The sequence below is a fragment of the Streptomyces sp. NRRL B-1347 genome, assembly GCF_000720325.1.
GTDB lineage: Bacteria > Actinomycetota > Actinomycetes > Streptomycetales > Streptomycetaceae > Streptomyces.
Genome location: NZ_JOJM01000045.1, coordinates 16,882 through 31,566, shown reverse-complemented (window position 1 = coordinate 31,566; position 14,685 = coordinate 16,882). Strand labels below are relative to the sequence as shown.

Sequence of the window (14,685 nt, the reverse complement as noted above, 5' to 3'; positions counted from 1 at the left end):
GGGGCGTGAAGCAGAGGATGTCAGTGGCGCTGCAAAGTTTGACCGGTAGGTCTGTACTCGGCAAGTGCATATGAAAAGCTCTGGCATCACCGAAGCGAGTGCCAGAGCTTCTCATAGGAATGGCGCATTTTTGCCTGTACGGGCCCTGATTAATCCCTCTCGTGACGGCCGAAGCCGGTGGCGCCCTCGATGAAGCCGCCGCCTCCGTTGTCACCGCCGCCGCCGTTGTCGCCGCCACCCGGGTTGCCGCCGCCGCTGCCGATGGTGGTCAGGTTGATGGCGGTGCCGGACTTGACCTTCGTGCCCGGGGACGGGTCGGCGAGGACCACCAGGGCGTCGTCGTCCTGCGGGCCTTGGATGTTGCCGACCGTCAGGTCCGCGTCCTCGATGGCGTCACGCGCGTCGGAGAGCTTCTGACCGGTGAGGGTGGGGACCTGGACGTCCTCTTCCTCCTCGGGCTTCTTCTTGGCGACCTGGACGGTCACCTGAGAGCCTGGTTCGGCCTGTGTGCCAGCGGCCGGCGTGGTCTGGATGACCTTGCCTTCTTCGACGCTGTCGCTCTCGACGTCCTGTCGAACAGGGGTGAAGCCGTTGTCCTGGATTTGCTTCCTGGCGGCTTCCCAGGTCTGGCCGGAGACGTCGGGTACAGCGGTCAGCTGCTTCTTCTTGGCGACCGTCAGCGTGATGGTCGTGCCTCGCTCCACCTCGGTCTCGCCGGAGGGGTCCTGGCTGATGACGACACCAGGGTTCTGGTCGGACTCCTGGGTCTCCTTGTCGACGGTGAAGCCCTTGTCCTCCAGCTTGCTCTTCGCTGTCGAATACTGAAGTCCCTCGACGTCCGGAACCGCCACCTTCGGCGCTCCCGTCGACACGACCACGTCGATCGTGTCGCCCTTCTCGACCTTGCTGCCCTCGGGCGGGGTCTGCGAGCAGATCTCGCCCTTGGGGTACTTCTCGCAGGGCTTGCGCTGGGAGACGCTGATCTTCAGGTCCACGTTCGACGCGGACCTCTGGGCCTCCTTCAGCGTCTCGCCGACGAAATTGGGGGCCTTCTTGTCGTCGCTCGCGCTGTCGCCGCTGAACGCCCACTTGCCGATCAGGATCGCGCCCACCAGGACGAGGATGCCCGCGGCCACGAGGAGGATCGTCGACGTGTTGCTCTTCTTCTGGCGGCCGCGGCGGCCGTTCTCGTCGTAGCCGTAGCCGCCGTCGTCCGGGTTGACCGGGGGCATCATCGACGTCTGGCCCTGGCCCTGGCCGCCGTTCTGCGGGCGCAGCATGGCCGTGGCCTGGTCACCGTAGTCACCGGGCTGGCCGCCGTAGCCGACGGCGCCCATCGCGGCGGTGGCGGCGACGGGCTGGCCGTCGAGGCACGCCTCGATGTCGGCGCGCATCTCGTCCGCCGACTGGTAGCGGTAGTCCGGGTCCTTGGTGAGCGCCTTGAGGACGATCGCGTCCATCTCGGGCGTGATCTCGTTGTCGAAGACGCTCGGGGCCTGCGGCTCTTCCCGCACGTGCTGGTAGGCCACCGCGACCGGGGAGTCGCCCACGAAGGGCGGGCGCACGGTCAGCAGCTCGTACAGCAGACAGCCCGTGGAGTAGAGGTCGGAGCGGGCGTCGACCTGCTCCCCCTTGGCCTGCTCCGGCGAGAGGTACTGCGCGGTGCCGATGACGGCCGCGGTCTGCGTCATCGTCATGCCGGACTCGCCCATGGCGCGGGCGATGCCGAAGTCCATGACCTTGACCTGGCCGTTGCGCGTCAGCATGACGTTCGCGGGCTTGATGTCACGGTGGACGATCTGGTTGCGGTGCGAGTACTCCAGGGCCTGGAGGATGCCGATCGTCATCTCCATGGCGCGCTCGGGCAGCAGCTTGCGCCCCGAGTGCAGCAGCTCGCGCAGCGTGGAGCCGTCGACGTACTCCATGACGATGTACGGGATGGAGACCCCGTCGACGTAGTCCTCGCCGGTGTCGTACACCGCGACGATCGCCGGATGGTTGAGGGAGGCGGCCGACTGGGCCTCACGGCGGAACCGGGCCTGGAACGACGGGTCGCGGGCGAGGTCCACCCGCAGCGTCTTCACCGCCACGGTGCGGCCGAGGCGGGTGTCGTGCGCGAGGTAGACCTCGGCCATTCCGCCGCGGCCGAGCACCTGGCCCAGCTCGTACCGGCCGCCGAGGCGACGCGGCTCTTCCATAGCTAATCCAGCCCTCTCCGTCGGTCCCGACCGCACCGAGTTGCGCGGTCCGGCGGTGTGCTGTCCGGGCATACCGTACCCGGATCGCCTAACGTGACCCGGCCGCAACCGTCACCCGATACAGGACCGGTATCGCAACGTGCACCGATGGGGAGTGGCCGTGACACGGGTCACTTCTTGCTGTCGATGACCGCCTTCATCACGTCCCTCGCGATCGGCGCCGCGAGACCGCCGCCGGAGATGTCGTCACGGGCGGCGTCGCTGTCCTCGACGACCACGGCGACCGCGACCGGCGAGCCCGAGTCGGTCTTGGCGTAGCTGATGAACCACGCGTACGGGTTCTTGCTGTTGTTCAGACCGTGCTGGGCCGTGCCGGTCTTGCCGCCGACGGTGACGCCGGGGATCTTGGCCCTGGTGCCCGTGCCCTCGTTCACGACCGTCTGCATCATGTCCTGGAGCTTCTGCGCGTTCTCCTTGGAGAGCGGGTTGCCCATCTCCTTCGGCGAGTGCTTCTCGACCACGTCGAGGTTCGGCGCCTGGAGTTCACGGACCATGTACGGCTCCATGAGCGTGCCGTCGTTGGCGATCGCGGCCGTCACCATCGCCATCTGGAGCGGCGTCGCGGCGGTCTCGAACTGGCCGATGGACGACAGCGCGGTCTGCGGCTTGTCCATCTCCTTCGGGAAGTTCGACGCGTTGGAGCGGACCGGGACGAACTGCTCCTCGTTGAAGCCGAACTCCTCCGCTGTCTCCCGCATCTTGTCCTTGCCGAGATCCGAGCCGATCTTGCCGAAGACGGTGTTGCAGGACACCCGCAGCGCCTGGCGCAGCGTGGCGTTCTTGCAGGGGATGGGGCCCTCGTTCTTCAGCTCGGTACGGGTGTCGGGCATCACCCAGGGCAGCGGCGAGCGCGTCTTGGAGTCGATGTCCGAGTACAGGCCGTGCTCCAGGGCCGCCGCGGCCGTCACCACCTTGAAGGTGGAGCCGGGCGGGTAGGTCTCGCGCAGCGCCCGGTTCAGCATGGGCTTGTCGCGGTCCTTGTCCAGCTTCGTGAAGGTCTCGGCGTCCTTGTTGGTGTTGCCCGCGAAGGTCGTCGGGTCGTACGACGGCGTGGACGCAAGGGCCAGGATCGCGCCCGTCTCCGGGTCGATCGCGGCGACGGCACCCTTGCCGCGGCCCTTCAGGCCGTTGTACGCGGCCTTCTGCGCGTCGGCGTTCAACGTCATGACGACGTTGCCGCCCTCCTTCTTCTTGCCGGTCAGCATGTCGAGCGTGCGGCGGAAGAAGAGCCGGTCGTCGTTGCCGGTGAGGACCTCGTCCTCGATCTTCTCGATCTGGTTGGCACCGATGCGCTGCGAGGCGAAACCGGTGACCGGCGACCACATGGGGCCGTTCTTCCAGGTGCGCTTGTACTTCAGGTCGGGGTCGTCGGTCTTCGTGGAGCCGGTGATCGGCTTGCCGTCGACGATGATGTCGCCGCGCGGCTGGGCGTAGCGCTCCATGGTGACGCGGTAGTTGTCGGTGTCCTTGGCCAGCGAGTCGGCCTGCACGTACTGCAGCCAGTTGTCGCGGATCAGCAGGGCCAGGACGAGCAGACCACAGAAGATCGCGACGCGGCGCACGGGCTTGTTCACGGCCGTACCACCTGAGTCATCTCGGCGTCGGGGTTCGGGGAGGGCGAGGGCGCCGGGCGGCGCGCGGTATCACTGATCCGTAGGAGCAACCCGATCAGTGCCCAGTTGGCGATCACTGATGATCCGCCGTACGCGAGGAACGGCATGGTCATACCCGTCAGCGGGATCAGACCCATGACGCCGCCCGCCACGACGAAGACCTGGATCGCGAAAGCGGCGGACAGACCGCAGGCGAGGAGCTTGCCGAACGGGTCGCGCGCGGCAAGGGCCGTGCGGATGCCGCGCTCCACGATCAGGGCGTAGATCACCAGGATCGCCATGAGCCCGGCCAGGCCGAGCTCCTCGCCGAACGTGGCGAGGACGAAGTCGGAGTTGGCGGCGAACTTGATCAGGTCGGAGTGGCCCTGACCGAGACCGGAGCCCAGGGTGCCGCCGGACCCGAAGGCCCACAGCGCCTGCATGGACTGCTCGGAGTGGCCGACCTGCCCCTCACGGCTCTTGAGGTACTCGCCCATGGGGTCGAGCCAGGCCTGGACGCGCTGCTGCACGTGCGGCTCGAACGAGGCCACACCGACGGCGCCCACGGCTGACATCAGCAGACCGAACACGATCCAGCTGGTGCGCTCCGTGGCGACGTACAGCATCACGACGAACATGCCGAAGAACAGCAGCGACGTACCGAGGTCGGTCTCGAAGACCAGGATCAGGATGGACATCGCCCAGACGACCAGGATGGGACCGAGGTCGCGGCCGCGCGGCAGGTACAGGCCCATGAAGCGGCGGCTGGCGAGCGCCAGGGCGTCCCGCTTGACCATCAGGTACCCGGCGAAGAACACGGCGATGACGATCTTGGCGAACTCACCGGGCTGGATGGAGAACGCGCCGAGGTGGATCCAGATCTTGGCACCGTTGATGTTCTGGCCGAGGCCGGGCACCAGCGGAAGGAGCAGCAGGACCAGCGCGCCCACCATGGAGATGTACGTGTAGCGCTGCAGGATGCGATGGTCCTTCAGCAGCATGAGCACGGCCAGGAACAGGGCGACGCCGATCGCCGTGTACATCATCTGCTTCGGCCCGGACGGGCTGAACGCCCCGAACGACGCCTTGGCCAGCTGCTGGAGCCTCTCCGACTGGTCAAGGCGCCAGATCACCACCAGGCCCAGGCCGTTGAGCAGCGTGCCGAGCGGCAGCAGGAGCGGGTCGGCGTACGGCGCGAACTTGCGCACCACCAGGTGCGCGACGCCCGCGAGCAGGCCCAGTCCGAGGCCGTAGCCGAGCATGCCCGGGGGGAGCTCGCCGGAGATGGCGAGGCCCACGTTCATATAGGCGAACAGCGGGATGACCACGGCGAACACCAGGAGCGCGAGCTCGGTGTTGCGCCGGCTCGGCGCGCCGATGGCGCCGATCGTCGACGTGTGTGTAGTGCTACTGCTCATGGCGTGCAAGGGCCCCCAACGGCTGCTTACTGCTTACCGCACTGCGGGACCAGCTTCTGCTCCTCCTCGGAGAGGCTGGGACCGGGTGTGGGAGTCGGTGCGGTGGTGGACTTGGACTTGTCGTCCTTGGCGTTCTTGTCGTCGTCGGAAGTGGGTGCGCCGGTCTGGCCGCTCATGCCGCCCGCCTCGCCCTCACCGGGCTTGGCGCTGGGCTTGGCCTCGCGCTCCGTACGCTCCTTGTTCTCCCGGTCGATCCTGCGCCGCTCGGCGTCCTTCTCGCATGCCGACGCCTGCAGGCCCAGCTCCTCGATCTTGCCCCGGGCGTCGTCGAGGCTGCCCTCGGCGATGGTCGCCTCGACCTGCTTGCGCTGGTACGGCGGCAGGTACTTGAGTTCGATCTCGGGGTGGTCCTTCTCGACCTTGGACAGGCTCACCCACGCCAGGTCCTGGTCGATGCCGCGGTAGAGCGCTACGTGCTCGTCCTTCGTGCCCACGTAGTACTGCGTCTGCGTCCAGCGGTAGCCCCCGTAGAGGCCGCCCGCGACGACGCCGAGCACGAGCGCGGTGTACAGCGATCTCTTCAGCCACTTGCGGCCGCCGCCGGGCTTCACGAAGTCCTCGTCGCCGTACGTGCCGAAGGCGCCGTCCTCCGGGACGTACCCCGGGGCTTCGCCGCTGCCGGGCGGGCCGAAGCCGCCCGCGGACGGCGGCGTGGGGCGGCCGAGTCCTGAGGCGCGGCCCGCCGGGGTCTGCATGGCCCCGCCGTCGTTCGTCTGGAGCTGGTTCTCGGCGACCGCGCCGACCACCACGGGGGTGTCGGACAGCTGGCCGGCGAGGGTGTCCCCGGTGTCGATGTCCAGGACGTCGGCCACGATCACCGTGATGTTGTCCGGGCCGCCGCCGCGCAGCGCGAGCTGGATCAGCTCCTGCACGGTCTCCTGGGGGCCCTGGTAGCTGGCGAGCGTGTCCTCCATCGTCTGGTGGGACACGACGCCCGACAGGCCGTCGGAGCAGATCAAGTAGCGGTCGCCCGCGCGGACTTCGCGGATCGACAGATCCGGCTCCACGTGGTCGCCGCTGCCGAGGGCGCGCATCAGCAGCGAGCGCTGCGGGTGCGTCGTCGCCTCCTCCTCGGTGATGCGGCCCTCGTCGACGAGCCGCTGCACCCAGGTGTGGTCCTGCGTGATCTGCGTGAGCACGCCGTCGCGCAGCAGATACGCGCGCGAGTCGCCGACGTGCACGAGACCGAGCCGCTGACCGGTCCACAGCAGGGCGGTGAGCGTCGTGCCCATGCCCTCCAGCTGCGGGTCCTCCTCGACCATCAGCCGCAGCTGGTCGTTGGCCCGCTGCACGGCGGTGCCGAGCGAGGTGAGGATGTCCGAACCCGGCACGTCGTCGTCGAGCGTGACGAGCGTCGAGATCACCTCGGAGCTCGCCACCTCGCCCGCGGCCTGGCCCCCCATGCCGTCGGCGATGGCGAGAAGCCGCGGACCGGCGTAACCGGAGTCCTCGTTCCCCTCCCGGATCATGCCTTTGTGCGATCCGGCGGCGAAGCGCAGTGACAGACTCATGCGCACCTCGCCCGTCGGCTCCGGGTACATCCGCACGGTGCCCACCCTCCGGTCGGGAGCGCGCTGGCGTCCTGTGTCTGGACCGCGTCGGCTCGCTCGCTCCGCTCGCTCATTGTCGTACTACTTCCGCAGCTCGATGACGGTCTTGCCGATGCGGATCGGCGCGCCCAGCGGAACGGGCGTCGGGGTGGTCAGGCGGGTCCGGTCGAGATACGTGCCGTTGGTGGACCCGAGGTCCTCGACGATCCACTGGCCGTCACGGTCCGGATAGATCCTGGCATGCCTGCTGGAGGCGTAGTCGTCGTCCAGCACGATGGTCGAGTCGTGCGCCCGGCCGAGCGAGATCGTCTGGCCCTGCAGGGCCACGGTCGTACCCGTGAGCGTCCCCTCGGAGACGACCAGCTTCGTGGGGGCGCCACGGCGCTGGCGGCCGCCCCCGCCGCCCTGCCGTCCCCGGCCGCCGCCGTCCTGCTGGCGCTGTGGCGGTGGCGCGGCGGCCTGCCGGGCCGCCTGGCGGCCGCTCTCACGGCGCGAACCGCGCTGAGTGACGCGCGTACCGAACAGGTCGCTGCGGATGACCTGGACGGCCACGATCACGAACAGCCACAGAACGGCCAGGAAACCCAGCCGCATGACCGTCAGGGTCAGCTCTGACATTGCCCCCGCTTCACCCTTCGGCTTGCCGGTAAATGATGGTGGTGCTGCCCACGACGATCCGCGAGCCGTCGCGGAGCGTAGCGCGGGTGGTGTGCTGCCCGTCTACCACGATGCCGTTGGTAGACCCGAGATCCTGGATCGTCGAGGGCGTTCCGGTCCGGATCTCACAGTGCCGGCGCGATACGCCGGGGTCGTCGATCCGCACATCGGCGTCGGTGCTGCGGCCCAGCACCAGCGTCGGGCGGGAGATCTGGTGGCGATTGCCGTTGATCTCAATCCAGCGCCGTACTTGTTGTGAGCCCGGGAGGGCGCCGGGGCCCTGCGGGCGGGCGGGCGCCTGGGCGCCGCGGCCCGCACCCGCGCCGGGAGGCGGCGCGGCGGGCATGGGAGGAGCACCCGAGGGGCCCTGAGGCTGGCCGAATCCCCCGCGGGCACCCTGGCCCGCGCTCGTCGGCCCGCCGCCGGGGGCTTCGGGGGTCTGCGAGGTGCTGGACGCGAGCGTGCGGCTGCGCACCCGGTACAGGCCGGTGTCGAGGTCCTCGGCCTTCTCCAGGTGGACCTTGATGGGGCCCATGAAGCTGTAGCGCTGCTGCTTCGCGTACTCGCGCACCATGCCGGACAGCTCGTCGCCGAGCTGCCCGGAGTAGGGGCTCAGGCGCTCGAAGTCGGGGGCGCTGAGCTCCACGATGAAGTCGTTCGGGACGACCGTCCGCTCGCGGTTCCAGATCGTCGCGTTGTTGTCGCACTCGCGCTGGAGCGCGCCCGCGATCTCGACCGGCTGGACCTCGGACTTGAACACCTTGGCGAAGGTGCCGTTGACCAGACCTTCGAGTCGCTGCTCGAACTTCTTCAGGACTCCCATGGGGCACCTCCTCCGTCGTTGTCATCCTCGTACTGCTTACTGATCGTATCCACGCGCCGGGAAATCAGCTGGTTCCCCCTGTCTGCCCAGACCACGAGTGTCGCCTCTCACAAGGCATTCCCGCACCGCTCTTCCGGGATCCTCCGGGTTCCTTCAGGGTTCCACCGGAGTGCCGCCCGTGCCTTCGGCGGGGATCCGCCGTCGATCTTCAGGGACACTTCAGGGGCTCCTTCGGGAACCGTCACGGGGCGCCTTCGTCCAGGGCGTTCCGCAGGCCCGTCGAAGTCCTCCGGACGGCCTGGCGAAGGGGCCCTCTGGGCGCTCCTCGGGGCTCCTCGGGGGCGCCGCGGAGGCCGCTGCTCGGGGGCCGTTCCGGTCGACGGTCAGGTCGCCGTTCGGGTCTCCGCGCTGGGGTCCTTCGGGTCCTTCGGGCTCTTTCAGGTCCTGGGGGTCCCTCGGGTCCTTGGGGGTCCTTCGGATCCTTCGGGTCCTTTGGATTCTTCGGTTCGGGTCCGTCTGCTCGGTCTGTGGCGCTGGTCCGTCGACTCAGGTACTGCCTGTACTGCCTGCCGCACACGCTGCTCGCTCCGTCCTCGCCTCCTGCCCTTCCTTCCTCCCTCTGTCGTCCGCGGCTCGCAGTCCGCAGCTCGCAGTCCGCAGCTCGCAGTCCGCACAAGCCCGTACCGCGGCGCGTCCGCGGTTGTTTCCTCCCGGCCAGCCTGACCGCCCGGTCCGGGATGGCCTTCGATGCCGTCGAGCGGCCCTCCGGATCCCGGCCGGAGCCCGTCGGGACCGGCCGGAGCCCGTCGGGGCTCGCCACCGGCCCGCTGGGTGCCTGTCGGGGCCCGGCGTTCCCGCCGAGTTCCCTCCCAGGTACCCGCCCATGTCCGTGCCGGACATCTGGTGCCCTTGCGGACCGGGCCGGGGTTCCTCTTTACCAGGGATCGTAGAGGGGCTCTCAAGACAGTGTCCCGTACGCGGCTGTCGACTCTGGAGGAGGACTTGACGGGCGGCTCGGTTGCGTCGGGAGACGGGCGTCTCAGGGCGATGCCGGGATGCGGGACCGGGCCGCGGGGCCGGGCTGAGGGCTGCCGTGTGGCTGTCGCGTGGTGGGGGTTCCTCGCTGCTCGGTTGTGGTGGTGGGTGCGCCCGGGGTGGTGCGGGGGTGCGGGTGACGCGGAGGCGGGAGTGGTGCGCGCTGAGGGGGCCGGTGACGCTGCCCCTCGGTGAGGTCGCAGGTCGCCGGGGTTGTCGGGCCGCGAGGCCGGTCGGAAGGTCCCCGTGCAGGTGCCCGCACATACGGATGTGAATCCACCCTCCGCACCGTGCTAATCTTCTGCATGTCGGAAGGCGCTCGCACCACACAGTGAGAGACCCAAAGACAACACCCATGCGCGGGTGGCGGAATAGGCAGACGCGCTGGATTCAGGTTCCAGTGCCCGAAAGGGCGTGGGGGTTCAACTCCCCCCTCGCGCACCAGGTAAGACCCCAGTTCATCTGGGGTCTTTCTGTTTTTCCCGGACTTGTGCCGGAGGCACACCGGGGTGCCTGGAAGTGTTCGGCGGCTGAGCCGCTGGGGCTCGGGCTGCGCCGGAGAACACTTCGGCCGGTGTTCGGTGCCTCGCTGGTCCCGGCAACCCCTCTGTGCCGGGGTCGCCCCTCCCTCCCCAGCGGTGATGTATGTCACGCGGTGACGGGAGTGAGCGTCGAGCCGAAGTTATCCACAGGCTGTGACGAGGATTCGCTCGCGGCGGTACGGTCGAGGCCAGTTGATGTTCGCGACGCCGCGCCACGGCACCGCCCCGGACAGGGGCGCACGTGCCGACGTGGCTCCGCGGACGCCGGAATTCGGGGGGCGATGGCCGTGACTGAGACAACGGACACATCCGGCATGGGCGAGCCGCTCGGCGGTGGCGTGGACGGGTCGCTAGGCGGCGCCGAGGGCGCAGCCGGCGAAGGGGCTGGCGCCGGAGCTGGGGTGCCGGGGCAGCGGGAGCCGGAGGGCGCCCGGTGGCTGCCGCACGTGGACGGGTTCGCGCGCCTTCCCGCGCATGGGGCGGGCCTGCGCCCGAGGCCCAAGCAGGAGGGCAAGGCCCTGCGCACCCGCGTCCCGCGCTCCGCACACGCGGAGTACGCCGCGGACGCCCACCGCCCCGACCCGCTCGCAGTCCTGGCCGAGACCAACAAGGGCCGGATCCCGGAGCTCACCCCCATCCGCACCGGCAGGATGGCCGCGACCCCCTTCGCCTTCCTGCGCGGCGCCGCCGGACTCATGGCGTACGACCTCGCGCGCACCCTCGTCACCGGCATCGGCGCCCAGATCTGCGGCGACGCCCACGCGGCCAACTTCGGTCTGTACGGGGACGCGCGCGGCGGCCTCATCATCGACCTGAACGACTTCGACGAGACCGTGCACGGCCCCTGGGAGTGGGACGTCAAACGGCTGGCCACCTCCCTGGTCCTCGCGGGCCGCGAGGCGGGCGCCACCGAGGACACCTGCAAGGAAGCCGCCCACGACGCCGTCGGCGCGTACCGCCGCACGATGCGGCTGCTCGCCAAACTCCCGGTCCTCGACGCGTGGAACGCGATAGCCGACGAGGAACTGGTCTCCCACACCGACGCACGCGACCTGCTCGGCACCCTCGACCGCGTCTCGCAGAAGGCCCGGCAGAACACCAGCGCCCGCTTCGCGGCCAAGTCGACCGAGCCCGTCACCACCGCCGGGGACGACCACGGCGGCGTCACGCCCCGGCGCTTCGTCGACGCGCCTCCGGTCCTGCGCCGCATACCGGACGCCGAGGCCGCGGCGGTGGCCCTGGCGCTGGGCGACTACCGCGCCACGCTGTCGGCGGACCGGCTGCCCCTGCTCGCGCGGTACTCGATCCAGGACGTGGCGTTCCGCGTCGTCGGCACGGGGAGCGTCGGGCTGCGCTCCTATGTGGTGCTGCTCCTCGACCACCGGGGCGAGCCGCTGGTGCTCCAGGTCAAGGAAGCGTGCCCCTCGGCGCTGCTGCCCCACCTGCCGACGGCCGGCTTCAAGGAGCAGGAGGCCGCCCACGAGGGCCAGCGCGTGGTGCTGGGCCAGAAGCGGATGCAGGTCGTCAGCGACTTCCTGCTCGGCTGGACCACCATCGCCGGACGCCCTTACCAGGTGCGGCAGTTCAGGAACCGCAAGGGCAGCGTCGACCCAGCCGCCCTCGCCCCCGACCAGCTGGACGACTACGGCCGGATGACCGGCGCCCTGCTGGCCCGCGCCCACGCCCACAGCGCGGACCCCCGGCTCATCGCCGGGTACTGCGGCAAGAGCGACGAACTGGACGAGGCCATAGCCGACTTCGCGACCGCCTACGCCGACCGCACGGAGGCGGACCACGCGCTGCTCGCCGCCGCCGTGCGCGAGGGGCGAGTGCCCGCCGAGGAGGGAGTCTGAGCGGACCCGAGGGGGAGCGCCGGGGTCTGCCCGGAGGGCCGGGCTCGGCAGCGGGTGAGATGTGGGTTCTGCGCGCGAGGCCGCCCGGCGCGTGGCCTACGCTGGCCTGGTGACGACCCCGGAAGCCGAGCATGCGCAGGACGAGTCGCCCGAGGGAGCGCCGCCTGCGGGTGGCGCGCGGCCTGAGGAGCGGCTCGAGAGGGCTGTGCTGGCGGCCGAGCAGGCGTTGATCGAGTACGAGATCGCGGTGGAGACGTTCCGGGTGGAGGTGGAGAACTTCTCCCGGCTGCATCACCAGAAGCTCGGCCCCGTCTACGCCCGCCTCGACGAGCTGGACGCGCAGATCGCCGAGGCGGTGGCGGAGCGGTCCGGTGATCCGGAGGACCGGCGCAAGGCCGATGAGGCGCGGGCGCGGGTGCTGCCGATGCCGGGGGTCGACGAGCTGTTCCACGGCTGGATGGACGGCGACGGGCTGCCGCCCGAGGCCGCCGCGATGCTCACCGAGCAGTCGGTGCGGCCGCCGCAGCGGGTGCGGCCGAGCGACGAGGCCCGCAAGCTCTACCGGGAGCTGGCGCGCAAGGCGCACCCCGATCTCGCGCAGGACGAGGGCGAGCGGGAGCGGCGCGACGAGTTCATCGCCCGGGTGAACGCGGCGTACGGCCGCGGCGACGAGGCGTTGCTGCGGGAGCTCCTCGAGGAGTGGGACGCGGGGCCGGTGCCGGAGGAGCGGCGGCCCAGCCCCAGCGAGGAGCTGTACGTCCGGCTCGAGTGGCTCGCGCAGCGCAAGGAGCTCCTTGCCGTGGTCGCGCGGGAGCTGGAGGAGAGCGCGATCGGCTCGATGCTGAAGCTGGCGCCGGACGACCCCGACCGGCTGCTGGAGGAGATCGCCGAGCAGCTGCTCGCGCAGGTCGCCGAGCGCGAGGCGGAGCTGGAGCGGCTCACCGCGGCGTGAGCGGCGGACGGGTGCCCCAGCGTCCCGCGTGAGCGGCGGCCGGGTGCCCCAGCGTCCCGTCGGCTTTGGGCGGTCGGGCGGAGCCGTGGCGTGGGGGTCGGGTAGCGTCGGACGCATGGAATTCGGTTCTGGTGTGCCCACGGTCACGGTCGCTGATCTCTCGGACGGCGACTTTCTGCTCGACGTCCGCGAGGACGACGAGTGGCAGGCTGGCCACGCGGCGGACGCGCTGCACATTCCGATGAGTGATTTCGTGGCCCGTTTCGGGGAGTTGACCGAGGCGGCGCCGCAGGACGGCAAGGTGCATGTGATCTGCCGGTCCGGGGGCCGATCGGCGCAGGTCACGATGTACCTCGCCCAGCAGGGCATCGACGCGGTCAACGTGGACGGTGGCATGCAGGTCTGGGAGGCCTCCGGCAAGCTCGTCGTCGATGGCAAGGGTCAGCCGGGCACGGTGATCTAGGGCGTCGCTTCTGCGACGACCGTACTGAGCACCGCGCGCCGCTCGCCGCGCACCGGCGGGCCGTGGTGTCTCGGTGGCATCCCGCGCTGCCCTGTGCGCTGGTCGGGCACCTCGGGTGTTGTCCCGCGTGCCGTCTCAGCCGAGTGCGTGCGCGGCGAGTACGTCGCCCAGTGCTTCCTCGTGGGCTGCCGCCGGGCCGAGGGAGAGCTCCAGGTGCTTGGCCCAGGCGTGGTAGCGGTGCAGGGGGTAGTCGGTGTCGGCGCCGAAGCCGCCGTGCAGGTGTTGTGCGGTCTGGACGACGCGGCGCACGCCGTCCGCGGCCCAGGTCTTGGCCACGGCTATGTCGGCGGCGACCGGCAGCAGCCCTTCGCCCGGGGCCGTGCCGTCCGGTGTGCTGAGGCGCCAGGCGGCCTGCCAGAGGGTCGCTTCCATCGCGCGCAGGTCGATGTAGCGGTCGGCGGCCTGCACGGCGACGGCCTGGAAGGTGGCGATGGGGTGGCCGAACTGCTCGCGTTTGCCGGTGTATTCGCTGGTCATGCGCAGCACCCTGGTGCCGAGGCCGAGCGCGAGCGCGCAGGTGCCGGTGGTGAGCAGGTCGCGCAGGAAGTCCCAGGCCCCGTCGGGGGTGATGAGGTCGGCGTGGGGGACGCGCACGGAGTCCAGGCGTAGTTCGCCGAGGCGTTCGCCGGTGGTGGAGGTCTGCTCGGCGAGGCCGAGGCCCTGGGCGGCGCGGGGGACGACGGCGAGGACGGTACGGCCTTCCGGGGCGGTGGCCGGTACGAGGGTGAAGTCGGCGTTGTGCGCCCAGGTCACGGCGGTCTGGGTGCCGTCGAGGAGCCAGTCGGTGCCGTCGGGCCGTGCCGTGACGGCGAGTGCGGCGCCGTCGTGACCGCTGCGGCCGTGCGCGGCGACGGTCAGGACGATCTCGCCGCGGGCGGCCCGGGTGAGGAGCCGCTGCTTCAACTCCTCGCCGCCGTGGGTCTGCACGGCGTACGCGGCCGCGCTGGACTCCAGGAGCGGGACGCGGGCGAGCACCTTCGCCGCTTCGCGCAGGACCAGGCAGAGCGCGATGGCGTCGAGGCCCGAGCCGCCGTACTCCGGAGCGAGGAGCAGGCTGAGCAGGTCCGCGTCGGCGAGCTTGGCCCACAGGGCGCGGTCGAAGTCGTCGGCGACGGCACCGGCGGTCAGGGAGGGGCTGGGCACGCCGTCCGGTGCGACGTCGGCGAAGAGCGCCTGGGCCGCTTCGAGCGCCGCCTGCTGTTCCTCGGTGAAGGTGAAGTCCACTGTTCGTCCTCCCGCGCGCTCCGGCCTGGTCGTGTCCGTTCGCCCCGTCGCCGTGTCTGACGGGTCGTCAAGATAGAACAGGTTCTAGTGGATGGGAACAGCTGCCGTCCCTGTGGTGGGCACCCAGGCGCACCGGCACGCCGGCGCGGCGGGTCCAGGTTGTCAGCGGTGACGGACGTGCGGACCGGACCGCTTCCC

Annotated in this window: 10 protein-coding genes and 1 tRNA gene; 4 read left to right on the top strand and 7 right to left on the bottom strand. The window is 70.4% G+C overall.

Annotated features, from left to right (window positions below; translation table 11 throughout):
• Positions 1–149 precede the first annotated feature (149 nt).
• The 6 genes from pknB to IG74_RS0130390 all read right to left on the bottom strand — a co-directional run bounded on the left by pknB (position 150) and on the right by IG74_RS0130390 (position 8,358).
• Positions 150–2,198 carry a Stk1 family PASTA domain-containing Ser/Thr kinase gene (gene pknB / locus IG74_RS0130415; RefSeq protein WP_030683938.1) on the bottom strand — a complete coding sequence of 683 codons (2,049 nt, stop codon included), beginning with the start codon at positions 2,196–2,198 and terminating at the stop codon, positions 150–152.
• 170 nt (positions 2,199–2,368) lie between these two features.
• Positions 2,369–3,832 (bottom strand): peptidoglycan D,D-transpeptidase FtsI family protein, encoded by a 1,464-nt coding sequence (locus tag IG74_RS0130410; protein ID WP_030683936.1) that lies wholly within the window; start codon positions 3,830–3,832, stop codon positions 2,369–2,371.
• Positions 3,829–5,268 (bottom strand): FtsW/RodA/SpoVE family cell cycle protein, encoded by a 1,440-nt coding sequence (locus IG74_RS0130405; RefSeq protein ID WP_030683934.1) that lies wholly within the window; start codon positions 5,266–5,268, stop codon positions 3,829–3,831. Before IG74_RS0130405 ends, IG74_RS0130410 begins: the two co-directional genes overlap by 4 nt.
• 26 nt (positions 5,269–5,294) lie before the next feature.
• On the bottom strand, positions 5,295–6,839 hold the full coding sequence (locus tag IG74_RS0130400; protein WP_051855678.1) for a Stp1/IreP family PP2C-type Ser/Thr phosphatase: 1,545 nt from the start codon (positions 6,837–6,839) through the stop codon (positions 5,295–5,297).
• A 120-nt stretch (positions 6,840–6,959) separates the two neighbouring features.
• Positions 6,960–7,496 (bottom strand): FHA domain-containing protein FhaB/FipA, encoded by a 537-nt coding sequence (locus IG74_RS0130395; RefSeq protein ID WP_030683932.1) that lies wholly within the window; start codon positions 7,494–7,496, stop codon positions 6,960–6,962.
• 10 nt (positions 7,497–7,506) lie between these two features.
• Positions 7,507–8,358 carry an FhaA domain-containing protein gene (locus tag IG74_RS0130390; RefSeq protein WP_030683931.1) on the bottom strand — a complete coding sequence of 284 codons (852 nt, stop codon included), beginning with the start codon at positions 8,356–8,358 and terminating at the stop codon, positions 7,507–7,509.
• A 1,392-nt stretch (positions 8,359–9,750) separates the two neighbouring features.
• On the opposite strand from IG74_RS0130390, the gene IG74_RS0130385 reads away from it, so the two are divergent.
• The 4 genes from IG74_RS0130385 to IG74_RS0130370 all read left to right on the top strand — a co-directional run bounded on the left by IG74_RS0130385 (position 9,751) and on the right by IG74_RS0130370 (position 13,203).
• A tRNA-Leu gene (locus IG74_RS0130385) sits at positions 9,751–9,837 on the top strand.
• 412 nt (positions 9,838–10,249) lie between these two features.
• The gene (locus IG74_RS0130380) at positions 10,250–11,788 is read left to right on the top strand and encodes a DUF2252 domain-containing protein (protein WP_199818903.1); all 1,539 of its coding nucleotides are present in this window, start codon (positions 10,250–10,252) and stop codon (positions 11,786–11,788) included.
• A gap of 109 nt (positions 11,789–11,897) precedes the next feature.
• A complete protein-coding gene (locus IG74_RS0130375; RefSeq protein WP_037826295.1) occupies positions 11,898–12,740 on the top strand; it encodes a hypothetical protein in 843 nt (280 codons plus the stop codon).
• Positions 12,741–12,873: 133 nt separating this feature from the next.
• On the top strand, positions 12,874–13,203 hold the full coding sequence (locus tag IG74_RS0130370; protein ID WP_030683924.1) for a rhodanese-like domain-containing protein: 330 nt from the start codon (positions 12,874–12,876) through the stop codon (positions 13,201–13,203).
• Positions 13,204–13,338: 135 nt separating this feature from the next.
• On the opposite strand, the gene IG74_RS0130365 is transcribed toward IG74_RS0130370, so the two are convergent.
• Positions 13,339–14,487, bottom strand: a complete 1,149-nt coding sequence (locus IG74_RS0130365; protein WP_030683923.1) for an acyl-CoA dehydrogenase family protein — start codon at positions 14,485–14,487, stop codon at positions 13,339–13,341.
• Positions 14,488–14,685 lie beyond the last annotated feature (198 nt).